Below are 25503 nucleotides of genomic sequence, written 5' to 3' on the forward strand. Positions count from 1 at the left end.
GGGTGACCCATGCGGGCAGGTCCCTGACCGGGGTGCGGGAGCCGATGGTGAGGGTGCCGTCGCCCATGCCGTTGACGACGCGTTCCCAGGCGTCGACGCGGGAGCGGGCTGCCTCGCGGACGTGGGGGTCGGCGTGGGTGAGGGCGGTGGTCAGGGCCTTGGCCATCCGACCGACGGCGTAGCCGGGGTTGGCCTGGGTGGGGGTGGTGTCGTCCTTCGTCATGCCGGCGTGGCGGGACCTGCCCCCGCACCCTCCCGGTGTGAAGCCGGGCGCTCTGCCTGTTTGAGCCACACGCCGTCCGGCCGACGTGGCGGGTTCCGCCCCCGCGCCCTCCAGGAACGGAGCCTGGTGCTCTACTTCTGAGCTACACGCCGTGGTCTGTTTCCTGCCTTGGCCGACGTGGCGGGTTCCGCCCCCGCGCCCTCCCGGTCCCAAGCCGGGTGCTCTGCTGCTGAGCTACACGTCGTCGCGGGGACCACGGTAGCGGTTCCGGGAAGGGGGAGTGAAAGGGTTTTTCGCGGGAGACCCGAAACCCGAAACGGGAGAGGCCGGGGAGGACCTGACGGGTGCGTCCGCGTGGACGCACCCGTGGCCGTCAGCGGGTCTTGATGACCGCCGCGAGGATCCCGGTGGCGAGCATCATCGTCAGTCCCACGACCATGAGCACGAGGGCGGCGAATCCGACCATGGTGTTTCCTTAGTGTTCGTTGTTCACGGGCACCGCACGCGGCGCCCGCCGCGCTGGTGCTGCCCGGGGACCGGGAGCGGCGCGTACCTCTCCGGGGGATCACCCTATCCCGGGACCGCGCCGGAGCCCCGTCGGGTGGCCCCTGTGACCAGCGCGGTCAGCGTTCGGCCCAGGCCCGCTGGTAGGCGTCGACCAGCCAGCGGTCGGCCCAGGCGGTGTCGGGTTCGGCGGGCAGGTCGGAGGTCTCGCACAGGACGGCCAGGCGTTCCTCCAGCTCGTTCGCCCGCTGGAGGGCCTGGTCGCGGCCGTACTCGCCGCGCCGCAGCGCGAGCAGCCAGGCGCGCTCGGGTTCGGGCATGGGCAGGGTCAGGTGGCCGGTCTCCAGCAGTTCCACGCCCTGGATGCCCAGGCGGACCATGTGGTACGCGTACTTGGTGTCGAAGCCGAACCGCTCGACGAGTTCGGGCCGGTTGGTGTGTTTGCCGCCGCGCAGGCCCTCCATGCGGTCGCGCTGGGCGCGCAGGTAACCCAGGAAACGCAGACCCGCCCGGCGGGAGAGCAGGCGGCGGGCGTTGGCGCGCAGGTCGCGGCCGAGGGGGGTGATGGTGACGAGCTCGTCCTCGGGGACGAACAGGGGCAGCAGGACGGTGGGGTTGCCGTCCAGGGCCAGCCGAGTCCACTTGCGCAGGGAGTAGACGGTCAGGTCCAGGTCGCCGGGGCCGGAACGGGTGTGCTCGGGCTGGGTGCGGTGGACGTACTGCTCGAAGGGGCGCAGGCCGATGACGTACTCGGGCGGCTCCACGCAGACGCCCATCTCGTCGCGGTCGTTCTGGTCGTCGACGGTGAGGCCGTGGACGCCCGAGCCCACCTGGCACCGCAGGATGGTGCCCTCTTCGGCGATCCGCGCGAACTCGGGGACGGAGTGCTTCACCGGCTGCTCCTGGCTGTCGTCGGGGTGCTGGGCTGGTGTGGCCGTCGGGAGGGTCGCCGTGCAACCTATCGGCCCCGCGGTGGAGTCCACGAACGCTTTTCGGTGGTGATCGGCGGCGAAGCGCGGCCGCACGGTCGTTGCCGGCGGTGCCGCACACGCGGGTCGGTGGTTGCCGGTGGCTTCGGGGAGCCCTTTACTTGTCCGCGTACGCACCTTTTGTCGTCAGTTGAGAACGAAAGCAGGACCGTGCCCCCTGAGACCTCCGAGGGTTCCGCCCCCAAGATCGACACCTCCGTCCCCCACAACGCCCGCATCTGGAACTACTGGCTGGGCGGTAAGGACAACTACCCCGTGGACCGGGAGATGGGCGAGCAGATCCGCTCGTTCTTCCCCGAGATCGTGGACAACGCGATCGCCGACCGGGGGTTCCTCGTGCGCGCTGTGACCCACCTGGCACGAGAGGAGGGCGTCCGACAGTTCCTGGACGTGGGCACGGGGCTACCCACGCACAACAACACCCACGAGGTCGCCCAGTCGGTGGACCCCGGGGCTCGGGTGGTCTACGTGGACAACGATCCGCTGGTCCTCGCGCACGCCCGGGCCCTGCTCACCGGCAGCGACCAGGGAGTCACCGACTACGTCGACGCCGACCTGCGCGACCCGGACGCCATCCTGGAGGCGGCGGGCCGGACCCTGGACCTGGAACGGCCCGTGGCGCTGATGCTGCTGGGCGTGGTCAACTTCGTGGCCGACGACGCCGAGGTCCGCTCGATCCTGGACCGGCTCCTGGGCGCGCTGGCCCCGGGCAGCTTCCTGGTGCTCTCCCACCCCACCGACGACATCGACCACGAGCGCGCCCACCAGGTGGCCGCGGCCTGGAACGAGCGCGGGACGCCCAAGCTCACCGTCCGCACGGCGGCGGAGATCACGGCGCTCTTCGACGGACTGGAACTGCTGGAGCCGGGCGTGGTCTCCTGCGCCCTGTGGCGTCCGGAGCCGACCGAGGTGGGCGGTATCCGGCCGGTGGCCGAGTACGGCGGTGTGGCCCGCAAGGCCTGACGCCTCCGGAACGGAACGCGCCCACCGGACCCGGGAGGGTCCGCGTACGCGCGTCCGTGACACAGAGACCGGGCTTGGGACCACTCGGGCCCCGCGAACGACGAGTAGTGAGAGCGAACATGAGCGTTGAGCGACCGGCGATCGACACGACGGTGCCGCACTCGGCACGGGTGTGGAACTACTGGTTGGGAGGCAAGGACAACTACCCCGTCGACCGCGAGGCGGGCGACCAGTTCCTGAAGGCCTTCCCCGGCATCGCGCGGATGGCTCGGGCCTCGCGCGCCTTCCAGGAACGCGCCGTGCGCCACCTGGCGGGGGAGGCGGGCATCCGCCAGTTCCTGGACGTGGGCACGGGACTGCCCACGGCCAACAACACCCACGAGGTGGCCCAGTCGGTGGCGCCCGAGGCCCGGATCGTCTACGTCGACAACGACCCGCTGGTGCTGACCCACGCGCGGACGCTGCTGACCAGTACCCCCGAGGGCCGCACGCAGTACATCCACGCCGACCTGTACGAGCCCGAGGCGATCCTGGAGCAGGCGTCGGAGCTACTGGACATGGACCAGCCGGTGTCGTTGATGCTGTTGGGCGTCCTGGGCCACGTGCGGGAGTACGAGGAGGCCGTCTCCATCGTGCGGCGCCTGCTGGCGGGCCTTCCGTCGGGCAGCTACCTGACGGTCAGCGAGGGCAGCAACGTCCACAGCCAGGAGAACGTGACGGCCCAGGACGAGTACAACGAGAGCGGCGCGGTTCCCTACATCCCGCGCAGCCCCGAGCAGATCGGCGGTTACCTGGAGGGGCTGGAGCTGGTCGAGCCGGGTCTGGTCTCGGTCACGCGCTGGCGGCCTCCGGTGCAGGGGGAGGGGGCGGGCCTTCCGGCCGAGGTCGACCAGTACGGCGGTGTCGGCCGCAAGGCCTGACCGCGGAGCGGCGGCGTCCGCCCCCTCCACCGGGACCGTGCGTCGCCGTGTGTCGCCGTGCGTCGCCGCGCGCCGTGGCCCGGTCGGCGCGGGCGATGGCGATGGTCGTCCTCGCCGTTGGTCACGAAGACCATGACGTAGCGCGCGTCCCGGTCGGGCAGTCGGTACTCGAGGACGCGCGCGTAGGAGGAGGCCTCGGTGGTGTCCGGCACCATCGCCGTGGTCGGCGCCTCGCCCCCCGTGGGTGGGGACGACGCCGCCGCGCGAGCGGAGCGTAGGAGAGCAGGAACCGGCCGGGCGCGTCCGGTAGGCGGCCCACCGTTCCGCGCAGGGGTACGGGAAGACCAGCTCTCCGGTCGGGTCGTGGTCCAGTCCGACGCTGCCCTCCACATGGGTGATCGCCATCGCCGGTCCGGTGCTGACGGTGTTCCCCTACCTGTTGTGAGCGGTTCCCGTGTCGTGCGGAGGCGCCGGGTCCCGCCCGGGGCCTCCGCGCTCGGGCAGGAGCCCGGCCAGGAGCTGGAGGCGTTCGGCGTCCCCGGTTCCCGGCTCGGCCGTGTAGGCGACCAGGACCGGTCCGGGAGCGCCGGGAAGCGGGTAGGCGTCCCAGTCCAGGGTGAGCTCTCCGACCATGGGGTGGACGAAGCGCTTGCTTCCGTGCGTGCTCTCCCGCACGTCGTGGCGGGCCCAGAAGCGCCGGAACTCCTCGCTGTGGATGCTCAGCCCGCCGACGAGCTCCCTGGCGCGGGGATGGTCGGGGTCGGCGGCCACGGCGGCGCGCAGCATACCGATGTACTCCCTGGCGCTGGCCTCCCAGTCCGGGCAAACGTCGCGGGCGTCGGGGTGGTGGAAGAGGGCCCGGAGGAGGTTGCGCTCCTCGCGGGGAAGGTCGTCCAGTCCTCCGAAGAGGGCCCCGGCCAGCGGGTTCCACGCCAGTACGTCCAGGTGGCGGCCCAGGACCATCGCCGGACCGGACATGGTGTGCAGCAGGCGCCGCGTACTCACGGGGACGCGTTCGGGCGCCCTGCGGCGGCGCTCGGGCGCGGGGTGGCGTGCGGCGCGCGCCAGGGTGTGCAGGTGCCGCGTCTCGTCGGGATCCAGTTCCAGGGCACGGGCCAGAGCGTCCAGGACCTCCTCGGAGGCACGCACGACGCGACCCTGTTCCATGCGCTGGTAGTAGTCGGTGCTCACACCGGCCAGCAGGGCCAGCTCCTCACGGCGAAGACCGGCCACCTTGCGGCGAGCTCCCGGGGCGAACCCGACGTCCTGCGGGCTCAGCCTGGCGCGCCGTGCCCGGAGGAAGTCGGCGAGCTCGCGCGCGGAACCGTCGTTCATGGTCCCCATTGTCACCGACGGAGCCGCGGTCAGGGTGGGTCCGCCAGTCCCAGGCAAAGGCGTGCTCCCCACACTCGGAGCACCGTGCCTAGCTTCGTGCCGGGCGGCGGTTCCGGAACCGGTTCCGCCTCCTCCGGCCACGACTCCGCCTGGAGGCACACCATGTCCCTTCCCCCGACGCTCGACGCGTCGACCCCGCGTCCCCGGCCCGCGCTCCTGGACACCGGGCCGCGGGGGCTCTTCGTCGCCGGTGGCTGGAGGACCACCGCCGCGACCTTCGCGACCGTCGACCCCACCACCGAGGAGGTCCTCACCCGGGTCCCCGAGGCCGGTCCCGCCGACGTGGACGCGGCCGTGGCCGCGGCACGGACCGCGTTCGAGGCTCCCTCGTGGTCGTCCGCCACGCCCCAGGAACGCGGGCGTGTGCTGCTGCGGATCGCCGACGTGGTGGAGGCGCACCGTGAGGAGCTGGCGACGCTGGACGCCCTCGACATGGGTGCTCCCCTGACGATGGCGCGTTTCTTCGTCGACCACGCGGTGGAGGTGTACCGGCACTACGCGGGCTGGCCCACCAAGATCTACGGCCAGACCGCGCCCAGCGATCCCTCGGGCCTGCACTACACCCTGCGTCAGCCCGTCGGGGTGGTCGCCGCGGTCATCGCGTGGAACGGTCCCGTGTTGCAGACGGCCTGGAAGATCGCCGCGGCGCTGGCCACCGGCAACACCATCGTGCTCAAACCGGCCGAGCAGAGTCCGCTGAGCGCCCTGCGCCTGGCCGAACTCCTGGCCGAGACCGAGCTGCCTCCCGGGGTGGTCAACATCGTCACCGGACCGGGTTCGGTGACGGGGGAGGCCCTGGTCGGCCACCCGGGGGTGGACAAGGTCTCCTTCACCGGGTCGGGTCCGGTGGGCAGGCGCATTCTGCGGGCCTCGGCGGACACCCTCAAGCGCGTCACCCTCGAACTGGGTGGTAAGTCACCCGTCATCGTCCTCCCCGACGCCGATCTGGAGGCCGCCGCGGCCCACACCGCCGCGGGGTTCTGTGCCGGGAGTGGGCAGGGGTGCGTGGCGGGGACCCGGGTGTTCGTGCACGCGTCGGTGCGTGAGGAGTTCGGTGGGCTGCTGCGCCGGGAGATGGCCCGTTATGTTCCGGGGGATCCCTTCCATCCCGATACCACCATGGGTCCTTTGGCCTTCCGGCGGCACTACGAGCGGGTCACCGCCTACTTCGACGTGGCCCGGGAGGAGGGCGCCGCCGTCGTCCTGGGCGGGGAGTCATCGGAGGGGGCGGGTCTCTTCGTGCCGCCCACTTTGATCGAGGGCGTCACCAACGACATGCGCGTGGCCCGGGAGGAGATCTTCGGGCCGGTGGCGGCGCTGATGACGTTCACCGACACCGACGAGGCGGTGCGCCTGGCCAACGACACGGTCTACGGCCTGGCCGCCTCGGTGTGGACCCGGGATGTCTCCGTCGCCCATCGCGTCGCTGCCGCGCTGCGGGCGGGGACCGTGTGGGTGAACACCTGGGGGGAGATGAGTTCGGGAACGGTGCCGTTCGGGGGTTTCAAGCAGTCGGGCATCGGGCGCGAGCACGGTACCGAGGTGCTGGACGCCTACACCGAGACCAAGGCGGTCATGGTCCGGCTTTGAGGGCTGATCCGGGCTGGTCCGCGTTGGATCGGTTGTGATGGGCGGGCCCCGGCCGGGGAAGGGAGCCGGGGCCCGAGGGTGCGGCGGGGAAGTCCTCCACGGGGTGAGGGCGCCCCGCCGCACCGGTTCAGGGGTGACGGTTGTGGCGGTCGTGGGCGATGCGGCGTTCGACGCGTTGTATCTCCCCGGTCAGTTGTCGGGGTGTGGCCTCGCGCAGGGGTGCTACGGCTGTGTGGCCCCGGTGGAAGGCGTAGTAGGCCCGGTTGGAGGGTGACCACAGGATGAGCCAGCGCGGGGCGTGCCGCCGGGTGAGGGCCTGTGCGGTGTCGTACCGGGCCTGGTCGTGGCTGGGGTTCCAGCTCATGAGGGCGGGAAGAGCGCGCGGACGGTGAGGGGGCCGCCCGCGTGGCCGAGCCAGTCCCAGTACAGGGAGAGGGAGTCGACCAGGCGCAGGCCGTTGCCGCCGACGCGCAGGGGGTCGGCGTGCGGGATGTGCGGGAAGTCGATGAACGGGCCGGGTCGAGGGCCGTTGTCGGTGACGCGGAGTTCGGTGTGCAGGCGGGTGCGGACGAGTTCGACGCGGACGGTGCCGCCGGGGTCGCCGNGGGCGTTGGTGACCAGCTCGGAGACGGTGAGGCGGAGGCGCTGCGCCAGGTCGGGCCGGGAGCGGCTGGACTGGACGGCCCAGCGGCGGGCTATGGCGACGTGGTCCGGGTCGGATCCGAGCAGGATTCCCGATGTGGTGGGGGTTGGGCACAGGCGCCGTGGAAGTGCGGGAGGTCGGTGGATAGAATGCATTCGTCTCACCTCTTGGGTTTCTGCTCAGGTGGGTCTTCGCCTCGGGGTCGGTGCTTGCGGCTCCGGGGCGTTTTTCGTGCCTGGGGTTTTTGTGCATTTCGCCCTTAACCCCACAAAGGGGATGAAGGGGAAGGTGGCCGTCCCGCCGCCTCAGTGGGACGGCCTGCCCGATCGCCCCCGCACCCGGGGATTACTGCTTGTCCTACGTGGGCGGGGCGCCCCGGTTCGAAGATTTCTCGTTGTCCTGATGTCTTGAAGTCACCCTGCCTGAACAGGGAAGAGATACTCCAGCTGTGGTCGAGAACTGAATCCGAAGACATTCGTGCTATTCCTGTTTGTTGCCACCTGTGGTTTCATGTAGCCATGCCCAGTAGGACCAATGCCGCTGAACGTGCTGCCATCGTTCAATTCGGGCAAGAACTTCGCAGGCTGCGAGAATTGTCTGATATGTCGCAAAAGCAGCTTGGTGTCCAGGTGGGGACTTCAAAGCAGCAGGTAGGCGCTGTTGAGCGCGGGATTCGTAAGCCATCCAAGAGATTCGCGGAACTCGCTGACAGGGCACTTGAAGCCCACGGAGGGCTACTCAACATGTGGCCTGGAGCGAAGCGAACACAGCCGTGGTGGCTGGAGCAGTTCGTTGAACTCGAAGCGAAAGCTCGGGTTATCAGCGAGTTCCAACCCCAAGCGGTGCCTGGCCTCTTGCAAACCGAGGGCTATGCCCGAGTGATTGTCAGTTCGTCCTTCCCGCCCCTTGCCGAGGAGGAGACAGAGCGACGTCTCGAAGGGCGGCTCCAGCGGCAGCAGGTCCTGTCCCGGCCAGATCCACCGCTGGCCTTGTTCGTCCTTGATGAGGGGGCACTGCGCAGGCCTGTTGGTGGCAAGGAGGTGATGAAGGAGCAATGCCTGAAGTTGGTCGAAAAGGCTCAGCTACCACATGTGCAACTTCAGGTACTGCCGTTCGAACGGGGCGCGCACAGCGCGATGAACGGCCCTCTGGTGCTGTTGAACATGACTCACGCGGAGTCTCTCGTGTACGCGGAAGCACCTGGTTCGGGCCAAGTGATCATGGATGCTCAAGTCGTGGCAGACTGCCATCAGAGGTTTGGGGCGCTGCGCGGTTTGGCGCTCTCCCCGGCAGAAAGCCTTGACTTCATCGCATCGCTGTGAGGGGAAGAGACGTGAGGGACTGGCACAAGTCCAGCTACAGCGGCAACGAAGGCCACTGTGTGGAGGTCGCTGAGGGCGCTGTGACTGGTGTGCGTGACACGCAGAACCGGGAACTAGGCCACCTTGACGTCCCCGCCGCCGAGTGGACGGCCCTGATCAGCGCTGTGCGTTAGTCGTTAGCGGGCCAGCCGGAAGTGTTGCTGAGGTGGCTGGAGCGCTCTGACCTGCGGTGATCTTGTACTTATAGCGAGGTTGGAGCGTCGAGACTCGCTATAAGTACAAGATCACGGCGGATGAGGCGGGACCGGGGAGCCTTTCCGGTCACCGCTTCGGACCCCTGGTCGGTCTCCACCAAGCAAACGGCATGGTGAGAGGCCGGTTTCCTCGTTCTCACCCATCGGTTGATCACTCTCGGTAGGCTCCTGGGAACCCGAGAACCCCAACACCCCCCCAGGAGCCCGCATGCGCGAGATCGAGGCCAAGTACCGCGTCACCGACCTCGAAGCGCTCCTGGCCGCACTCGACACCGCCGGGGTCCCCCTCTCCGCGCCCGCCGAACAGGACGACCAGGCCTACGCCCCAGCGGGCTGGGAGTTCGGCATGCCCAGGACCGGCCACACCTTCGCCCGCCTGCGCACCCAGAACGGCCTGCACGTCTTCACCACCAAGACCCCCGTGGCCAACGCCATGGAGTGCGTGGAGCACGAGACGGCCGTCGCCGACCGGGAACAGATGCACCTGGCCCTCCTCCGGCTCGGCTACGCCCCCGCGATCCGCATCGTCAAGACCCGCCGCGTCGGCCGGGCGGGCGAGATCGCCGTGTGCGTGGACGAGCTGCACGGCGTGGGCGCGTTCCTGGAGGTCGAGCTGACGGTGGACGACGACCGCGACGGCCCGGCGGCCCAGACGGAACTCGACGCGTGGGTCCGGGGACTCGGTGCGGATCTGGAACGCACCACCGACACCTACGACCTCCTCGTCCACACCGCCTCGACGAACTGACAACCAGTCCGAGAAATCCCTTCCGGAAGGCCGGGACACGGCCCTAGGGTGCGGGCATGGGAAGCCGTATCCGTGCGATCGCCATCGACGCGATCGACTTCGAGACCGTGGCCGCGTTCTGGAGCCGTGTGCTGGACTGGCCGATCGTGGAAGAGGACGAGGACGGGGTCAGCCTCGCCCCGAACCAGGAGGCGGAGCTGAGCGTCGACGTGTTCGCCGTTCCCGAGCGCAAGACGGTCAAGAACCGCCTGCACCTGGACCTTCGCGTCACCAACGGACTGACGGTGGCCCAGGAACTGGAGAGGCTGCTGGGGCTGGGCGCGGTGAAGGTCGACGTGGGCCAGCCCGAGGACGTCAGGTGGACGGTGCTCGCCGACCCCGAGGGCAACGAGTTCTGCCTGCTGCACGGACCCGGCGAGGCCTCCTGACCCTCCGCCCCCGTGTCGGCGGGGACGCCTAACATCGCCCCATGACTACCGTGTCCCAACTGCGCAAGGCCGCTCTCGCCCTTCCGGAGGTCGAGGAGGGCACACACTCCGGCATGCTCGCGTTCTCCGTGCGCGGCAAGGGCTTCGTCTCGGTGACCGGGGACGGCTGGGTACAGCTCCGCCTACCGGACGCCGAGGTCGAGACCGCTGAGGCCGCGCATCCGACGGGGGAGCGGCTGACGCGGACGGGCACGCTCATCGGCTTCCGGCTTCCGCTGGCCGACGTCAACGGCAAGGACCTCAACGCCCTGGTCCGGGCCTCGTGGTCCTGCCGCGCCCCGAAGCAGATGGCGAAGGACCTCGCCGCCGCCGACGCGGGCACCGGGCCAGCGGACTGCGACCTTCCGGCCGCCATCGGCGGACCCGCCACCCGCGCCCTGCTCGGCGCGGGGCTGCCCACCCTCGCGCGGGTCGCCACCCGCACGGAGAAGGAGCTGTTGGCCCTGCACGGCGTCGGCCCCAAGGCCGTGCGGATCCTCAACGAACACCTGGAGCACGAGGGCATGTCGCTGCGCTGACGGCTACTCCCGGAAGGACGCTTCCTCCAGAGCCCGCGTGCATGGCATGGCGGGCTCTCGCCGTGTGCGGTCACCGTATCGGGCGGCGGGTTCCGACGCATCGCATTGACACCCAACTAGTTGGTTGGTTCTATGGTGATGCCCCCGCGTCGAGACCGGGCCCCGGGCCGTGGGGTGTATCCCGGTTCGCCTCGGCGCGGCCTGAGAGGAGTGACGACCATGGCGACACGAGGACCCGCCGCCGGGCCCGTCCGGACACGGCCTCTGGTGATCGGTGCTTCCACCATGGCACTTGTCGCCGTGCTCGGCTCGTCGATCTGGGCTTACGCCGATGACAGGAGCGATGCGGCGCCGGACCCGGCTGGCCACGCATCGGAGACCACCGAGGAGGACGGTATGGAAGTGACGGTGGACAGGAACGAAGAGGCGGACGCGCGGGCCTCCCTGGGTGAGGAGCTCGGTCTCACCCTTCCCTCCGGCTGGTACGAGGCTGACGTTCGCACCGGAGGCCACGACGGCGAACGGGTGACGGTCACGCGCTACCAGCCCACCGAGGAGGTGCGCCTCAAAGGGCCGCACCTCTCCGTCGTCAGGGGTGAGGACGGCCGCGTCGTCGGCTACACCGCCCTGGACCCGGAAGCGAACAACGACCCGCGCGACCTGCCGGACGCGGAGCAGGCCCGTCAGGCCGCCTACAGCTGGCTGGGACGGCTCGACGACGACTACCTCCAGGGCCTGACCGAGCAGTGGGTGGACCGCCATGACGAGACGGTCGTGGACGAGGACGGAAACGAGCACGTCATCCCCGGTGTCAAGGTCAAGACCCGCCATGAGGACGGTCGCTACGCGTGGGTCATCATCGGGGCCGACTCGCGGGTGGTGACCTTCGAGCGCGACATCACCTGGGACACGACGGCCCAGCGGCGCGCCACGCAGATGTGGCTGCACGACGCCTGGATCGCCGCGCTGGAGGGAAGCGGAGAACAGCCGCCCCCGCCCGCGGCCCTGGTCGACCGCACCGCGTGAGCGGATCGGACGGGCGGCGGGCCTGAGGCTCATGCCCACCGGAACCGCTGACCGCCGCCCCCGATCATGCGGCTCCGTCCGTACCGGCCTCCGGTGCGGACGGAGCCGTGTGCGTGGCGCTTCGGACGAACTCGACGATGTGATCCCGCAGGCGTTCCTGGGACTCGTCTTCGTGGGCGTCCGGGCCCACGATCAGTCGGGCGAGCTGGGGCGTGATCTGCGGCCACGCGGCCAGACCGATGAGGCTCAGCAGCAGGTGCCGCGTGTCGAGCGTGAGCGGTGTGCCGAGCTGCTGCGCGAGGGAGGAGAGCTTGGCCTCGTAGGGGGCCTTCCGTTTCTCCTCGTTCGGAAGTGGCTGTTCGCCGTAGTGCAGGGCCTCCCACAGCAGGAGCCTGAGCAGTTCGGGTTTGGCCCTGTGGTAGTCGAACACACGAGCCACGTAGGCGGCCGGGTCCGTGTCCCCGTCGAGGGCCACGACCTGGGACAGTTCGTCCAGCGCGTCGCTCACCACGTGCTGGAAGAGATGTTCCTTGTCACCGAAGTTCGCGTAGAGCCGCTGTTTGTTGACCCCGGCCAGTTCGGCGATGCGGTCCACGCGCGCGCCCGCGATCCCGTATGCGGCGAATTCCGTCCGGGCGGCGTTGAGCAGGAGTGCGCGAGTTGTTTCCGTTCTCTTCGTCATGACGACATGATAGTGCAATACCAACTGGTTGGTTGCACTGAGTGGCACAATGATTCCATATTGTAATATGTGAGGTAAGATACATGGCCGGATCCGGACTCGGGAAAGCCCATTTCCATCTTGGCAACCAACTGGTTGGTCACAATAGTGAAAGCATGGCACCGATAAAAACCGAGGGCGTCACGAGCGGCGCTCCTCCTGCTACGCGCATGTCGTTTGTGATGACCGTCGCTGCGCTTTCCTTGGCGGGAATGATGGTGGTCGGGCAGCTCTACACCGTCATTCCGCTCTTCGCCCTCATGGCCGCCGACTGGGGGAGCGGCTCCAGCGCGGTCGCGTGGACGGCCACCGCATTCGCGACCGCCTACGCCGTCGGTTTCCTGTTCGCCGGACCGGCCGCCGACCGGTTCGGGCCCCGCCGCACGATCGTCGCGGGTCTCACGGTCACCGCCATGGTCACCGCCCTGGTTCCCCTGGCCTCGTCACTGGGGGCGGCGCTCGTCCTGCGCGCGGTCCAGGGGCTCGTGGCCGCGGCCTTCGCCCCCTCCGCCTTCGCCTACATCGCCTCCCGCGTCGACCCGAACCGTCGTGTCACCGCCATCACCTGGCTGACCAGCTCCTTCCTCGCCGCGGCGGTCCTGGGGCAGTTCGCGGCACAGGCCATCGGGCAGGCGGCCGGCTGGGAAACGGTCTTCTTCGTCAGCGGTGTCGCGCTCGCCCTGGGCGCGGTCGGACTGTGGCTGGTCCTGCGTGCGGACGGGGCCGTCGGGAAGACGACGGTGGCCGACGCCTTCGCCGCCATGGCCGGACTCCTGGGCAACGGGCGGCTCCTGCTGCTGTACGGGGTCACGCTGACGGTCCTCACGGGCTTCGTGGGTGTCTACAGCGGTTTGCAGGTGGCGGGGCCCCCGTCGCTCGCCGGAGACGCCGGCGCCCTGCTGGCCCTACGCGCCAGCGCCCTCCCGGCGATGCTGGCCATCCCGCTGCTGACCCCCTGGTTGGCGCGGATCGGACCGGAGCGACGGGTCGCCCTCTCGCTCGGCGCCGCGGCCCTGCTGCTGCTCGTCTGCGCGTTCCTCACCGGGGGTGTGGCCATCGGGGCGTGCCTCTTCGTCTTCGTCGCCGGTATCGCGGTGGCGGCCCCCGGGCTCGTCCAGGCCATCGGTGCGAGGGCGGGTGCCGCGCGCGGCAGTGCCGTCGCGCTCTACACCTTCTTCCTCTTCGTCGGTGCCGGGCTCGGCCCGCAACTGGCCACCCTGATCGCCGGATTCGGCTTCCCCGCGGTGTCGGTCGCCGCCGCCGCGATCCTGGCCGTCGGGGCGTTGCTGGCCCTGGGGCTGATGGTCCGTTCCAAGGACGCGCGCCAGCTCTGAGAAGGGAACCGGTCGCGGTCAGCGCCCCTGTGCGCGACCGGTTTCGAACGCCCCCGCCACTCCTTCTCCTTTCTGGAAAATCCAGGACCTACGAGTTTCCCCAAGGCTCTTGTCCTGTCGTTTTCCGGTTGAGATCACTTCCTTTCTTCTGCTGTCCTCTCCGTGTGTGGAGAGTGGCGGAAAACCTGAATGAATTCCCATCCAAGAAAGGTTCTTTCGATGTCCAGCCAGGTTGCTTCTTCCTACTGTGTCGTGGGAGATCGGTTCGCCGGATTCGCGGTGCACGATCGGGTCCGGACCCTCAGTGCGTTCCTGGGTGAGCTCAGGGCCGGGGCCTACGACGACGTCCCGGGCCCGATGGCCCTCAGCGGAGGGCAGGGCATCGGTGGATACGAGTGGGACCACATACGCGTCGTGCTCAGACGCCGCGGCCTGGAGGACCGCATCCTCCTCCAGGAGCACCCGCCCGCTCTCGCCAGGAGGGCCGAGGCGCACAAGCACCGCGAGGAGAACGTGCTGATCGCCGACCTCGGGCGCCACGACGACCAAATCTTCCACGCCGCCCTGCGCCTGCACCAGAACAACGAGTTCCTGCTCGACCACCAGACCGGCCAACACACCCAGGGCATGGTCGTGGTCGAGGCGGCGCGCCAGATGTTCCTCGCCGTCACCGAGCGGTACTACACGCACCGCTGGCCCGAGCGTCACTACTACTTCGTCATCAACTCCCTGGCGACCACGTTCGAGAACTTCCTCTTTCCGGTCGACGCGCGCATCCGGTACCTCATCCAGTCCGCCGACCTGTCCGACCCCGGACGGTTGGAGTTCACCGCGCGTGTGGACATCGAGCAGGGCGGCCGTCGCTCGGCGCGTTGCGAGGTCGCCTTCACCGCCTTCGACGCGACCGTGCTGAAGGCGGTCGAGCACCGCCGTGCCGAACGGGCCCTCGACCACGTGCTGGCGCACACCTCCGCGCGGCACGACGAGCACGCCACCGCGTTCTCAGGCTGAGACCTCCCATGCGCCACACCTTTGGATCGTCCGGTCCGCAGCCATCCACCACACAGGGAGGAGACACCGTGTTGGAGAGCCGAACACGGTACAGACCCCGCTACGGGGCCTTCTTCGACGTCGACGAGACCCTGGTCTCGGACAAGAGCATGTTCAGTTTCCTGGCCTTCTACCTGAGCGAACGCGGTGAGTCGCCGTCGGTCTACGACCGGCTTACGGGCGAACTGCGCGGGCGGGCACGGCGGGGCGCCCCCCGTGAGGCCGTCAACCGCGCCTACTACCGCCTCTACCAGGGGGAGCCCCGGGACAGGGTCGCCGCGAGCGGCAGGCGCTGGTTCTCCGAGCGGATGCGTGACCCGGGCTTCCTGCACGCCTCCACCGTGGGCGAACTCGACCGCCACCGCGCCGCCGGCGCGGACATCGTCCTCCTCTCGGGCTCCTTCTTCGCCTGCCTGGATCCGGTCGCCGAGGCACTCGGGGCGACCGCGGCGCTGGGAAGCGAGCCGGTGGTGCGTGGTGGTCTGTTCACCGGTGAGGTCGCACGCACCATGATCGGCCCGGCCAAGGGGGAGGCAGCCGTGGAGTTCGCCGCATCCCGGGGGCTCTCCCTGCCGGACAGCCACGGCTACGGAGACCACATCAGCGACCTCGCGCTGTTGGAGGCCGTCGGGCACCCGCACGTCGTCGGTGCCGACCCGGACCTTCGAACGCACGCGGTCGTGCGTGGATGGCCCGTGCTGGAGACGTCCCCGGCGTCGCGCCCGTACACCGGCGCACCATCCGTGCGCGTTTCCCTCCACCACGGAGACGGGTGCTGCTGCGGCTGCGCGCTCGCGCACTGGTCAACGGGAACCGAGACCCACGCCGCCCCGGACTCCGCCGGGCGGCCCACACCGACGGGAGTTTGATGATGGTACAGACGAGGCGCAGGTCCGACACCGGGGTCCGTTCGGCACGCATGGGTACGGGACTGCTCTGTCCGCAGACCCTGGTGCTGGGCGGCATGGCCGCCTGGTTGAGCCTGATCATGCTCAACAACATCGTCGACAGTGGAACCAACATCGCCCTCATCGGGCAGGTCCTGACGATGGAGGGGCTCGTCGACGATCCGGTCCGCGGCAACGGGCTCGTGGGCCGGGCACTCCCCGAGAGCCTGGCCGCCCCCGCGCTCTACGCGGTCATCGCCTACCAGCTGCTCAGCGTGGTGCTGTTGTGGACGGCGACCGTGGCGCACGTGCGTCTGTTCTTCGGTCGCGGGGACGGCACCCGCGCGACCCTCCTGGGCAACATCGCGCTCTGCTCCCTGGCGGGTCTGGCTCTGATGTTCCTCGTGGGCGGATTGTGGTTCGGGTACTGGATCGCGATCCCCGCGGTCCAGCAGGTGCACTTCACCCTGCTCATCATCTCCATCGGCGCGATGGTCCTGGTCAATCTGCCCCGCGCCGACCCTTCTCCCGGCGACACGGCCTGACAGGGAGGGTGCGGACGGGCCGCCGTCCGGCCCGTCCGCACCCGACACCGCCGTCCGCACCGAGCAGACTCGATCCAATAGGAGAGCACATGGAACACACCAGCACCCCCGAACCCAGACCGGTCGGAGTGATCGGCACCGGCTCCCACCTGCCCCGGCGGGAGGTCGGCAACACCGAGGTGGGCGCCCCGGCGGGGGTCGACGACGAGTGGATCGTCCGTAAGACCGGCATCCGGAGTCGTAGATGGGCCGAGACCGGGGAGGCGACGTCCGACCTGGCCGCGAAGGCGGGGCGCGCGGCGCTGGAACGGGCAGGGGTCAGCCCGGCCGACCTGTCCTTCGTCGTCGTCGCCACCTCCACCCCGGACTCTCCCCAGCCGCCCTCGGCGACCGCCGTCGCCGAGAGGATCGGGGCCGACCCGGACACGGCGGCCTTCGACCTCAACGCGGTGTGCAGCGGGTTCGTCTACGCGCTGTCGGTGGTGCAGCGCGCGCTCGGCGCGTCACCAGGGGGCGGTTACGCCCTGGTGATCGGAGCGGACGTGTACTCCCGGATACTCGATCCGACCGACCGCCGGACGGTGGTGCTGTTCGGTGACGGAGCGGGCGCGGTGGTGCTCGGCCCGGTGCCTCGGGGACGGGGGATGATCGCCACCAAGCTCAGCAGTTCGGGGGTGCACCGCGACCTCATCCGTGTCCCGGCGGGCGGGAGTCGCCTTCCGGCCAGTGAGGAGACCCTCGCCAACGGAGAGCACTACTTCAAGATGGACGGTCGCGGTGTACGCGACTTCGTCAGCGAGTACGTCCCACCCGCCGTACGCGCGTTCCTCAAGGACACCGGTGTGCCGGAGGCCGACATCTCCCACCTGGTCCCGCACCAGGCCAACGGGCACATGATCGAGGGGCTGGCGCGGGATCTGGGTCTGGTCGCGGCGCGGGTGCACACGACCGTGCACGAGTACGGCAACACGGGGGCCGCCTCCATCCCCATCACCTTGGACGCGGCCGCGCGCTCGGGTGACGTGCGCTCTGGTGACATGCTCCTGCTGGCCGGGTTCGGCGGTGGGATGGCCAGTGGGTTCGCGCTCATGCGTTGGTGAGCGTCCCGACGCCGTTCCCGCGAACCCGGGAGGGCCCGGACCCTTCCCCGACCCACCGCTGGAGGGACCGGCGGCACCCGCCCCCGCGTACGACGAGGGCCGCCGCGGGGACCCCATCCTCCCCGCGACGGCCGTGCGCGTTGCCAGCGCTCCCGCTACTCCTTGGGGCGCTGGTCGATGATGCGGCGGAACTTGCCCACCGAGCGCTCGATCTGCTCGGGGTCGACCACGTCGACGGTCACGCTCACGCCCACCCTGTCCTTGACCGTGGCCACGATCTCCTTGCTCAGGGCCACCCGCCGCTCGGCGGTGCAGTCCGGGGCGGCCTCGATGCGCACCGCCATGCGGTCCAGGCGCCCCTCCTTGGTCAGCACCAGCTGGAAGTGCGGGGCCAGCCCGTCCAGACCCAGCACGATCTCCTCGATCTGGGTCGGGAACACGTTGACGCCGCGCAGGATGATCATGTCGTCGCTGCGCCCGGTCACCTTGTCCATCCGCCGCATGGGCCGGGCGGTGCCCGGGCGCAGCGTGGTCAGGTCGCGGGTGCGGTAGCGGATCACCGGCATGGCCTGCTTGGTCAGCGAGGTGAAGACCAGCTCGCCGTTCTCCCCGTCGGGCAGCACGTCCTGGGTGACGGGGTCGAGCACCTCGGGGTAGAAGTGGTCCTCCCACACGTGCAGGCCGTCCTTGGTCTCCACGCACTCGTTGGCCACACCCGGGCCCATGACCTCCGACAGGCCGTAGATGTCCACGGCGTGGATGTCGAAGCGCTCCTCGATCTCGCCGCGCATCTTCTCGGTCCAGGGCTCGGCACCGAAGACCCCGATCCTGAGCGAGGTGCTACGCGGGTCGATTCCCTGATGCTCGAACTCGTCCAGGAGTGTCAGCATGTAGCTGGGGGTGACCATGATGATGTCGGGTTCGAAGTCCTGGATGAGTTGGACCTGCTTGGCGGTCTGTCCGCCGGAGGCCGGGATGACCGTGCAGCCGAGCCTTTCGGCGCCGTAGTGGGCGCCCAGGCCGCCGGTGAAGAGTCCGTAGCCGTAGGACACGTGCACCTTGTGTCCGGGGCGTCCGCCCGCGGCGCGGATGGAGCGGGCCACGACCTCGGCCCAGGTGTCGATGTCCTCGCGGGTATAGCCCACGACGGTGGGGCGGCCCGTGGTTCCGCTGGAGGCGTGGACGCGGCTGACCCGCTCCTGGGGGACGGCGAACATCCCGAAGGGGTAGTTGTCGCGCAGGTCGGCCTTGGTGGTGTGCGGGAAGTGGCGCAGGTCCTCCAGCTCCCGGAGGTCCTCGGGCCGCACACCGGCCTCGTCGAACTTGCGCCGGTACAGGGGCACGTTGGCGTAGGCGTGCTCCAGGGTCCAACGAAGGCGCTTGAGCTGTAGGGCGCGCAGTTCGTCGACACTCATGCGCTCGGCCGGGTCCAGGAGCTCGGGAGCGGGCGCCTGTCCCAGGCGGGCGGCGGCCGACCGCGTGGTGGTGTCGTGGCTTGCCATGGGCCTCTCCGTGTACTGTGCGCGCGACCCGCCGAACGCGGAGGGCGCCCGGTGGGGTGGGCGGGTGTGCGCGAGCTTGTGTCGGCACGGTCCGTCACGGGGCGGACCGACTTGCTTACTGACCGAACGTTCGGTTACTAATGCATTAACGCAGTCTCCGGGCAGCCCTGTCAAGGAGAGAGTGTTGACGAGTTCACAGGCGACGGTGGCGACGACCACCGTCTTTACCACGGGAGGCCGCACGTGAGCGAGGTCTACTTGGTCGACGGGGTGCGAACCCCCCAGGGCCGCTACGGCGGCGCCCTGGCCGCAGTCCGCCCCGACGATCTGGCCGCCACGGTCGTGGCCGAGGCGGTCCGCCGCTCGGGTGTGCCCGGTGAGGTCGTGGACGAGGTCATCCTGGGCGCCGCCAACCAGGCCGGTGAGGACAACCGCAACGTGGCCCGCATGGCGGCGCTGCTGGCCGGGCTCGACCCCAGCGTTCCCGGCTACACCGTGAACCGGCTGTGCGCCAGCGGCCTGACCGCCGTCGCCTCCGCCGCGCAGGCCATCCGCGCGGGCGAGGCCGACGTGGTGGTCGCGGGCGGCGTGGAGTCGATGACCCGCGCCCCCTGGGTAATGGCCAAGCCCGGAACCCCCTGGGCCAAGCCGGGCGAGGTCGCCGACACCTCCCTGGGCTGGCGCTTCACCAACCCGCGCTTCGCGTCGGCCGACGCCGAGGCGCCCGCGGACGCCTCCCCGGAGGAGTTGCGCTACACCCTGTCCATGGGCGAGACGGCCGAGGAGGTCGCGGCCCTGGAGGGGCTCACCCGCGAGGAGTGCGACGCCTTCGCGCTGCGCAGCCACGAGCGCGCGGTCGCCGCCGCCGAGGCGGGCCGCTTCGACGCCGAGACCGTCCCGGTCACCGTGCACGGCCGCAAGGGCCAGACCAGCGAGGTCACCACCGACGAGGGCCCGCGTCCCGGTTCCAGCATGGAGAGCCTGGCCAGGCTGCGCCCGGTCTTCCGTGAGGGCGGCATCGTCACGGCGGGAAACTCCTCCTCCCTGTCCGACGGCGCCTCCGCCCTGGTGCTGGCCGGTGCCGAGGCCGTGCGCCGCCACGGCCTGACCCCGCGCGCCCGCGTGGTCGCCTCCGCGTCGGCCGGTGTGGCCCCGCAGGTCATGGGTCTGGGACCGGTCCCGGCCACCCGCAAGGTGCTCGACCGAGCCGGGTGGGACCTGGACGGAGTCGGCTCCGTGGAGCTCAACGAGGCCTTCGCCGCCCAGTCCCTGGCCGTGATGCGCCAGCTCAAGCTGGACGAGGGACGCGTCAACGCCGACGGCGGCGCCATCGCGCTGGGCCACCCGCTGGGCAGCTCCGGTGCCCGCATCCTGGTCACCCTGCTCAACCGCATGGAGCGCGAGGAGTCCGCCCGCGGCCTGGCCACCCTGTGCGTGGGCGTGGGCCAGGGCGTCGCACTGCTGGTGGAGCGCCCGTGACCGAGCAGCAGAGGACCCAGGGCCAGAACAGCGAAGAGTTCACCACCCTGAACGTCGACTGGCGCGAGGACCGCGTGGTGGTGGAACTGCACCGCCCCGAGGCCCGCAACGCCATCAACGGCCGGATGATCGCCGAACTGCACCGGGTGTGCGAGCGGATCGAGGCCGACCCCAGGCCCCTGCTCCTGACCGGGCACGGCACCGTGTTCGCGGGCGGAGCCGACATCTCCGAGCTGCGTGCGCGCGGCCGTGAGGAGGCGATGGCCGGGATCAACAGCCGCCTGTTCGAGCGTATGCACCGCCTCCAGGCGCCCACCGTGGCGGCCGTGGACGGCTACGCGCTGGGCGGCGGCGCCGAGCTGTCCTACGCCTGCGACATCCGCGTCGCCACCCCCACCGCCGTGTTCGCCCAGCCCGAGCCGGGCCTGGGCATCATCGCGGGGGCGGGCGCGTGCTGGCGCCTGCGGGAGCTGGTCGGCGCCTCGGTCGCCAAGCAGGTGCTGCTGGGCGGCTACCGCCTGGACGCCGAGGCCGCGCTGCGCCACGGCCTGGTGGCCGAGATCGTGCCCTCCGGGGAGCTGCGCGAGCGCGCCCACGCCCTGCTCGACCGCATGGCCGCCTCCTCGGCGCTGGCCCTGCGCATGACCAAGATGGTCCTGGACGCCGACGGGCCCCACCCGCTGGCCGACGACCTGACGCAGGCGGTGCTGTTCGAGAGCGCCGACAAGCACGACCGGATGACCCGTTTCCTGGAGAGGAAGAAGCGTTGAGCACCACCGAGCGGGGGGACGCCACGCAGGGCGTTCCCGCCACCGTCGCCGTGATCGGCGGTGGCACCATGGGCGCCGGGATCGTCCAGCAGTTCCTCACCAGCGGCGCCGACGTGGTGCTGGTCGAGGCCACCGCCGACGCCGCCGAGGCCGGACGCGCCCGTGTGGCGGCCGGGCTGGACAAGGCCCGCCAGCGCGGCAAGATCGACGCCGAGCCCGCCTCCTACCTGGAGCGGCTGCGCACGGTCACCGACGCCGCCGACATCCCCGCCGGAGCCGGGCTGGTCGTGGAGGCCGTGCCCGAGAAGCCCGAGCTGAAGATCGCCGTGCTCACCGCGGCGGAGGCCGCGGTCGGCGAGGACACGGTCCTGGCCTCCAACACCAGTTCGCTGTCGGTCACCGAGCTGGCCGCCGCGCTCAAGCGCCCCCAGCGCTTCCTGGGCACCCACTTCTTCAACCCGGTCCCGGCCTCCAAACTCGTGGAGATCGTGGTCGCGCCCGAGACCGACGAGGGCGTCCTGGCCTCGGTGCGCGGCTGGGTCGGCGCCCTGGGCAAGACCGAGGTCGTGGTCCGCGACGCGCCGGGGTTCGCCACCAGCCGCCTGGGCGTCATGCTGGGCCTGGAGGCCATCCGCATGGTGGAGGAGGGCGTGGCCTCGCCCGCCGACATCGACACCGCCATGGAGCTGGGGTACCGCCACCCCATGGGCCCGCTGCGCCTGACCGACCTGGTCGGCCTCGACGTGCGCCTGGCCATCGCCGAGTACCTGGCCGCCGAACTGGGGGACCGGTTCGCCCCACCGGAGCTGCTGCGCCGTATGGTCGCCGAGGGAAGGCTCGGCCGCAAGAGCGGCCAGGGCTTCCACACCTGGGATGAGGGAGTGAAGCGTTGAGCGAGGACACGGCGGCCGAGCAGGTGAAGGCGGCGGAGTTCGAGGAGGCCGACGGGCTGGCCACGGTGCGGCTGCACACGCCCGCCCTGACCCGGCGGGTCAAGGAGGAGCTGCTGGCGGCGCTGCGGCGGGCGGCGGAGTCCACCACCGCCCGCGCGGTGCTGCTGCTGGGTTCGGCCAAGGCCTTCTGCGTGGGCCAGGACCTGGCCGAGCACGCGCGGACCCTCGAGGAGCGGCCCCAGGACGCGCTGGACACCGTGCGCGAGCACTACAACCGCATCGTGCTGGCGCTGGAGGACGTCCAGGTGCCGGTCGTGGTCGGCATCGGCGGCGCCTGCGTGGGCGCGGGACTGGGCTTCGCCCTGGCCGGGGACGTGCGCGTCGCGGCCCGCCGCGCCAAGTTCGGCACCGCCTTCACCGGCATCGGCCTGGCCTCGGACTCGGGGCTGGCCTCCCGCCTGGTGGCCTCGCTGGGCCAGGCGCGGGCCATGGAGATGATGCTGCTGGGCACGGTCGTGGGCGCCGAGCGCGCCCTGGAGCTGGGCCTGGTCACCGAGGTCGTGGACGACGACGCCTGGGAGTCGCGCGCCAGGGAGGTGGCCGTCGGCCTGGCCTCGGGCCCCACCAGCGCGTTCGTGGCGGCCAAGCGCGAGGTGCGTTCGGCGGCCACCGGCGGGCGCGAGCTGCCCGAGCTGCTGGAGGAGGAGGCCGACCTCCAGAACCAGCTGGGGCAGACCGGGGACCACCTCGGAGCGGTCCGCGCGTTCCTCAACAAGGAGAAGCCGACCTTCGGCGGGAGCTGAGCTGGCACTTCCCCCGCCCGGTGGACTTGCCCGGGCGGGGAAATCCGGGGATACTAATTACTGACCGAACGTTCGGTTATGAATGAGGTGAGAAACCAGTGAGCACCGAGACGGCCCAGGAAGCGCCCCCTGGTACCGACCTGGACTTCCAGGCCGAGTTCGACGCCAGGATCGCCGCCGACCAGCGCGTCGAGCCGCGCGACTGGATGCCCGAGGGCTACCGCAAGACGCTCGTGCGCCAGGTCTCCCAGCACGCGCACTCGGAGATCATCGGCATGCAGCCCGAGGGCGACTGGATCGCCTCCGCGCCCAGCCTGCGCCGCAAGGCCATCCTGCTGGCCAAGGTCCAGGACGAGGCCGGGCACGGGCTGTACCTGTACGCCGCCGCCGAGACCCTCGGCGTGGACCGCGCCGACCTGACCGAGCGCCTCATCGAGGGCCGCCAGAAGTACTCCTCGATCTTCAACTACCCGTCGCTGACCTTCGCCGACGTCGGCGTCATCGGCTGGCTCGTGGACGGCGCCGCGATCTGCAACCAGGTCCCGCTGTGCCGCAGCTCCTTCGGTCCCTACGCCCGCGCCATGGTGCGCATCTGCAAGGAGGAGTCCTTCCACCAGCGCCAGGGCTACGAGCTGCTCATGCGCATGATGGAGGGCACCGAGGGCCAGCGGAGGATGGTCCAGGACGCCGTGGACCGCTGGTGGTGGCCGTCGCTGATGATGTTCGGCCCGCCCGACGCCGACTCGCCCAACACCCAGCAGTCGATGGCCTGGCGCATCAAGCGCGACACCAACGACGACCTGCGCCAGAAGTTCGTCGACATGACCGTCCCCCAGGCCGAGAAGCTCGGCGTCACCCTGCCCGACCCCGAGCTGGTCTGGAACGAGGAGCGCGGCCAGTACGACTTCGGCGAGCCCGACTGGGTGGAGTTCAAGCAGGTCATCTCCGGCGCCGGGCCCAAGAACGCCGAGCGCGTCCAGCGCCGCCGGGCCGCACACGAGAAGGGCGCGTGGGTCCGCGAGGCCGCCACCGCCTACGCCGACAAGCACAGCGCCAGGGAGGCCGTGGCATGAGCAACGACACCAACGCCGGTTCCGGACCGGCCCGCCCCGAGTGGCCGCTCTACGAGGTCTTCGTGCGCGGCAAGCGCGGCCTGAACCACGTCCACGTGGGCTCCCTGCACGCCCCCGACGACACGATGGCCCTGCACAACGCCCGCAACCTCTACACCCGCCGCAACGAGGGCGTGAGCATCTGGGTGGTGCGCGCCGAGCACATCGCCGCCTCCAGTCCCGACGAGAAGGACCCCTACTTCGCGCCCAGCGGTGACAAGGTCTACCGCCACCCGACCTTCTACCCCATCCCCGAGGACGTCCCGCACATCTAGGGCATCTGGGGCACGATCACCGGGAACACGAGGGACAAAGGAAACAACCATGAGCGGCGACCACATCTACTCGGCCCTGAGCGAGGAGCACGGCGGCGACACCCGCTGGGCCTTCGGCACCGGCTTCACCGACGCCCTGGCCGGGGTGGACACCACCCTGCCCGAGGGGGTGGACGGCCAGGACCTGGCGCTGTACTGCCAGATGCTCGGCGACGACGCGCTCGTCCAGGCCCAGCGCCTCATCCACTGGGTGACCGACGCACCCGAGCTGGAGGAGGAGGTCGCGCTGGCCAACATCGCCCTGGACCTGCTCGGCCAGGCCCGCCTGCTGCTGGCCCGCGCGGGCCAGGCCGACGGCACCGGACGCGACGAGGACGCCTTCGCCTACCGGCGCGGCCCCTCCGAGTTCCGCAACGTCCACCTGGCCGAGGCGCCCCGGGGCGACTTCGCCCGTGCCGTCCTGACCCTGCTGGTGCTCTCCAGCGCGCGCCTGGCCGTGTTCGCCCGCCTGGCCGACAGCCGCGACCCCGTGCTCGCGGCCGTGGCCGCCAAGGCGGTCAACGAGCTGGCCTACCACCGCGAGTACGCGGTCTCCTGGGCCCTGCGCCTGGGCGACGGCACCCCCTACTCCCGCGAACGCATGGTCGCCGCCGTCGCCGACGTGTGGCCGCTCACCGGCGAGCCGTTCGCCACCCACCCCGTCGAGGCCCGCATGGCCGAGCAGGGCGTGGGCGTGGACCCGGCCACCGTGCGCGAGGAGGTGCACGCCGTCCTGACCCAGGTGCTCACCACCGCCACCCTGGACGCCCCCGCGCCCTTCCCCGAGTCGGTCGTGGCCGGACGCGAGGGCGCGCACACCGCCGAACTCGCCCCCCTGCTGGAGGAGCTCCAGCAGGTGGCACGCCAGCACCCGGAGGCGACATGGTAACCACCACGCGGGAACGGGACCGCGCACGCGCCGAGGCGGCCGCCTCGGCGGTCACCGACCCCGAACTCCCCATGCTCACCCTCGCCGACCTGGGCATCCTGCGCGGGGTGGAGATCGAGGGAGACGGCACCGTCGCGGTGTGGATCACCCCCACCTACTCGGGGTGCCCGGCCCTGACTGAGATGCGCGCGGACGTGGACCGCGCCGTGCGCGCGGCCGGGTTCGAGCGGGTGGAGGTGCGCACCGAGCTGTCCCCGCCCTGGACCACCGACTGGATCAGCGACGAGGGCAGGCGCAAGCTCGCCGAGCACGGCATCTCCCCGCCGGGGAGCGCGCCCCCGCGCGCGTCCGGTCCCGTCCCGCTGACCCTGCTGCCCACCCGGACCGTCCCGCGCTGCCCGCTGTGCGGGTCGGAGCGGACCGAGGAGCTCTCGCGCTTCGGCGCGACCTCCTGCAAGTCCCTGCACCGCTGCCAGTCCTGCCTCGAACCGTTCGAGCACGTCAAGGAGATCTAGGAGATC

At 70.6% G+C, this 25503-nt stretch carries 29 protein-coding genes and 2 tRNA genes; 22 read left to right on the plus strand and 9 right to left on the minus strand.

What is annotated here, in order from left to right; all coding sequences use genetic code 11:
* The 4 genes from D455_RS32760 to D455_RS0109735 all read right to left on the minus strand — a co-directional run.
* The coding region (locus tag D455_RS32760; RefSeq protein WP_152487042.1) for a hypothetical protein at positions 1–223 on the minus strand (223 nt) is incomplete at its 3' end.
* An 80-nt stretch (positions 224–303) separates the two neighbouring features.
* A tRNA-Arg gene (locus tag D455_RS33730) sits at positions 304–375 on the minus strand.
* Between the two features lie 17 nt (positions 376–392).
* Positions 393–467: transfer RNA gene (locus D455_RS0109725), tRNA-Pro, on the minus strand.
* A gap of 379 nt (positions 468–846) precedes the next feature.
* Positions 847–1620 carry a nucleotidyltransferase domain-containing protein gene (locus tag D455_RS0109735; RefSeq protein WP_017570536.1) on the minus strand — a complete coding sequence of 258 codons (774 nt, stop codon included), beginning with the start codon at positions 1618–1620 and terminating at the stop codon, positions 847–849.
* Positions 1621–1866: 246 nt separating this feature from the next.
* On the opposite strand from D455_RS0109735, the gene D455_RS0109740 reads away from it, so the two are divergent.
* Together D455_RS0109740 and D455_RS0109745 are read left to right on the plus strand one after the other, a co-directional pair.
* On the plus strand, positions 1867–2679 hold the full coding sequence (locus D455_RS0109740; RefSeq protein WP_017570537.1) for an SAM-dependent methyltransferase: 813 nt from the start codon (positions 1867–1869) through the stop codon (positions 2677–2679).
* Positions 2680–2798: 119 nt separating this feature from the next.
* Positions 2799–3599 carry an SAM-dependent methyltransferase gene (locus tag D455_RS0109745; RefSeq protein WP_017570538.1) on the plus strand — a complete coding sequence of 267 codons (801 nt, stop codon included), beginning with the start codon at positions 2799–2801 and terminating at the stop codon, positions 3597–3599.
* A gap of 432 nt (positions 3600–4031) precedes the next feature.
* Here D455_RS0109745 and D455_RS0109750 read toward each other — a convergent pair whose 3' ends face one another.
* Positions 4032–4934: a helix-turn-helix transcriptional regulator gene (locus D455_RS0109750; protein WP_017570539.1), complete on the minus strand. Its 903-nt coding sequence runs from the start codon at positions 4932–4934 to the stop codon at positions 4032–4034.
* Between the two features lie 162 nt (positions 4935–5096).
* Here D455_RS0109750 and D455_RS0109755 point away from each other — a divergent pair, with 162 nt between their 5' ends.
* Positions 5097–6584: an aldehyde dehydrogenase family protein gene (locus tag D455_RS0109755; protein WP_026122479.1), complete on the plus strand. Its 1488-nt coding sequence runs from the start codon at positions 5097–5099 to the stop codon at positions 6582–6584.
* 127 nt (positions 6585–6711) lie between these two features.
* On the opposite strand, the gene D455_RS29935 is transcribed toward D455_RS0109755, so the two are convergent.
* Both D455_RS29935 and D455_RS0109765 read right to left on the minus strand, forming a co-directional pair.
* On the minus strand, positions 6712–6948 hold the full coding sequence (locus tag D455_RS29935) for a hypothetical protein (protein ID WP_017570541.1): 237 nt from the start codon (positions 6946–6948) through the stop codon (positions 6712–6714).
* Positions 6945–7382 (minus strand): ATP-binding protein, encoded by a 438-nt coding sequence (locus D455_RS0109765; protein ID WP_017570542.1) that lies wholly within the window; start codon positions 7380–7382, stop codon positions 6945–6947. Before D455_RS0109765 ends, D455_RS29935 begins: the two co-directional genes overlap by 4 nt.
* Before the next feature lie 363 nt (positions 7383–7745).
* On the opposite strand from D455_RS0109765, the gene D455_RS0109770 reads away from it, so the two are divergent.
* From D455_RS0109770 to D455_RS0109795, 6 genes are all read left to right on the plus strand, one after another.
* A complete protein-coding gene (locus tag D455_RS0109770; protein ID WP_083922194.1) occupies positions 7746–8549 on the plus strand; it encodes a helix-turn-helix domain-containing protein in 804 nt (267 codons plus the stop codon).
* Positions 8550–8560: 11 nt separating this feature from the next.
* Positions 8561–8722 carry a DUF397 domain-containing protein gene (locus D455_RS32770; RefSeq protein ID WP_017570544.1) on the plus strand — a complete coding sequence of 54 codons (162 nt, stop codon included), beginning with the start codon at positions 8561–8563 and terminating at the stop codon, positions 8720–8722.
* A gap of 289 nt (positions 8723–9011) precedes the next feature.
* Positions 9012–9551: a class IV adenylate cyclase gene (locus tag D455_RS0109780; RefSeq protein ID WP_017570545.1), complete on the plus strand. Its 540-nt coding sequence runs from the start codon at positions 9012–9014 to the stop codon at positions 9549–9551.
* Between the two features lie 56 nt (positions 9552–9607).
* Positions 9608–9979 carry a VOC family protein gene (locus D455_RS0109785; protein ID WP_017570546.1) on the plus strand — a complete coding sequence of 124 codons (372 nt, stop codon included), beginning with the start codon at positions 9608–9610 and terminating at the stop codon, positions 9977–9979.
* Between the two features lie 41 nt (positions 9980–10020).
* Positions 10021–10557, plus strand: coding sequence for a helix-hairpin-helix domain-containing protein (locus D455_RS0109790; RefSeq protein WP_017570547.1), 537 nt, complete (start codon positions 10021–10023; stop codon positions 10555–10557).
* 396 nt (positions 10558–10953) lie between these two features.
* The gene (locus D455_RS0109795) at positions 10954–11583 is read left to right on the plus strand and encodes a hypothetical protein (protein WP_017570548.1); all 630 of its coding nucleotides are present in this window, start codon (positions 10954–10956) and stop codon (positions 11581–11583) included.
* A gap of 64 nt (positions 11584–11647) precedes the next feature.
* On the opposite strand, the gene D455_RS0109800 is transcribed toward D455_RS0109795, so the two are convergent.
* Positions 11648–12265 (minus strand): TetR/AcrR family transcriptional regulator, encoded by a 618-nt coding sequence (locus tag D455_RS0109800; protein ID WP_040684765.1) that lies wholly within the window; start codon positions 12263–12265, stop codon positions 11648–11650.
* A gap of 242 nt (positions 12266–12507) precedes the next feature.
* Between D455_RS0109800 and D455_RS29940 the strand changes: the two genes are divergently transcribed.
* The 5 genes from D455_RS29940 (at position 12508) to D455_RS0109825 (ending at position 17220) form a co-directional block, all read left to right on the plus strand.
* On the plus strand, positions 12508–13638 hold the full coding sequence (locus tag D455_RS29940) for an MFS transporter (RefSeq protein ID WP_338037820.1): 1131 nt from the start codon (positions 12508–12510) through the stop codon (positions 13636–13638).
* Between the two features lie 219 nt (positions 13639–13857).
* Positions 13858–14649 (plus strand): AfsA-related hotdog domain-containing protein, encoded by a 792-nt coding sequence (locus D455_RS29945; RefSeq protein WP_160167838.1) that lies wholly within the window; start codon positions 13858–13860, stop codon positions 14647–14649.
* Between the two features lie 68 nt (positions 14650–14717).
* The gene (locus tag D455_RS29950; protein WP_394296634.1) at positions 14718–15557 is read left to right on the plus strand and encodes an HAD family hydrolase; all 840 of its coding nucleotides are present in this window, start codon (positions 14718–14720) and stop codon (positions 15555–15557) included.
* Positions 15557–16120, plus strand: coding sequence for a DUF2165 family protein (locus tag D455_RS29955; RefSeq protein WP_017570553.1), 564 nt, complete (start codon positions 15557–15559; stop codon positions 16118–16120). The genes D455_RS29950 and D455_RS29955 overlap by 1 nt, the downstream gene beginning before the upstream one ends.
* A gap of 89 nt (positions 16121–16209) precedes the next feature.
* Positions 16210–17220 (plus strand): 3-oxoacyl-ACP synthase III family protein, encoded by a 1011-nt coding sequence (locus tag D455_RS0109825; RefSeq protein WP_017570554.1) that lies wholly within the window; start codon positions 16210–16212, stop codon positions 17218–17220.
* Between the two features lie 155 nt (positions 17221–17375).
* Here the strand turns inward: D455_RS0109825 and paaK are convergent, their stop codons facing one another.
* Positions 17376–18722 carry a phenylacetate--CoA ligase PaaK gene (gene paaK / locus D455_RS0109830; RefSeq protein WP_017570555.1) on the minus strand — a complete coding sequence of 449 codons (1347 nt, stop codon included), beginning with the start codon at positions 18720–18722 and terminating at the stop codon, positions 17376–17378.
* 243 nt (positions 18723–18965) lie between these two features.
* Here paaK and D455_RS0109835 point away from each other — a divergent pair, with 243 nt between their 5' ends.
* From D455_RS0109835 to paaD, 8 genes are all read left to right on the plus strand, one after another.
* Positions 18966–20201, plus strand: coding sequence for a thiolase family protein (locus D455_RS0109835; RefSeq protein ID WP_017570556.1), 1236 nt, complete (start codon positions 18966–18968; stop codon positions 20199–20201).
* A complete protein-coding gene (locus D455_RS0109840; protein WP_017570557.1) occupies positions 20198–20971 on the plus strand; it encodes an enoyl-CoA hydratase/isomerase family protein in 774 nt (257 codons plus the stop codon). Before D455_RS0109835 ends, D455_RS0109840 begins: the two co-directional genes overlap by 4 nt.
* Positions 20968–21864, plus strand: coding sequence for a 3-hydroxyacyl-CoA dehydrogenase family protein (locus D455_RS0109845; protein ID WP_017570558.1), 897 nt, complete (start codon positions 20968–20970; stop codon positions 21862–21864). Before D455_RS0109840 ends, D455_RS0109845 begins: the two co-directional genes overlap by 4 nt.
* Positions 21861–22667: an enoyl-CoA hydratase/isomerase family protein gene (locus D455_RS0109850; protein WP_017570559.1), complete on the plus strand. Its 807-nt coding sequence runs from the start codon at positions 21861–21863 to the stop codon at positions 22665–22667. Before D455_RS0109845 ends, D455_RS0109850 begins: the two co-directional genes overlap by 4 nt.
* 98 nt (positions 22668–22765) lie before the next feature.
* Positions 22766–23740, plus strand: a complete 975-nt coding sequence (paaA, locus tag D455_RS0109855) for a 1,2-phenylacetyl-CoA epoxidase subunit PaaA (RefSeq protein WP_017570560.1) — start codon at positions 22766–22768, stop codon at positions 23738–23740.
* Positions 23737–24054: a 1,2-phenylacetyl-CoA epoxidase subunit PaaB gene (gene paaB, locus D455_RS0109860; protein WP_017570561.1), complete on the plus strand. Its 318-nt coding sequence runs from the start codon at positions 23737–23739 to the stop codon at positions 24052–24054. The genes paaA and paaB overlap by 4 nt, the downstream gene beginning before the upstream one ends.
* Positions 24055–24103: 49 nt before the next feature.
* Positions 24104–24982 (plus strand): 1,2-phenylacetyl-CoA epoxidase subunit PaaC, encoded by an 879-nt coding sequence (gene paaC, locus D455_RS0109865; protein WP_017570562.1) that lies wholly within the window; start codon positions 24104–24106, stop codon positions 24980–24982.
* Positions 24976–25497, plus strand: a complete 522-nt coding sequence (gene paaD, locus D455_RS0109870; RefSeq protein WP_017570563.1) for a 1,2-phenylacetyl-CoA epoxidase subunit PaaD — start codon at positions 24976–24978, stop codon at positions 25495–25497. The genes paaC and paaD overlap by 7 nt, the downstream gene beginning before the upstream one ends.
* The last annotated feature ends 6 nt before the right edge of the window (positions 25498–25503 follow it).

Source organism: Nocardiopsis halotolerans DSM 44410, from assembly GCF_000341065.1.
Classification (GTDB): domain Bacteria; phylum Actinomycetota; class Actinomycetes; order Streptosporangiales; family Streptosporangiaceae; genus Nocardiopsis; species Nocardiopsis halotolerans.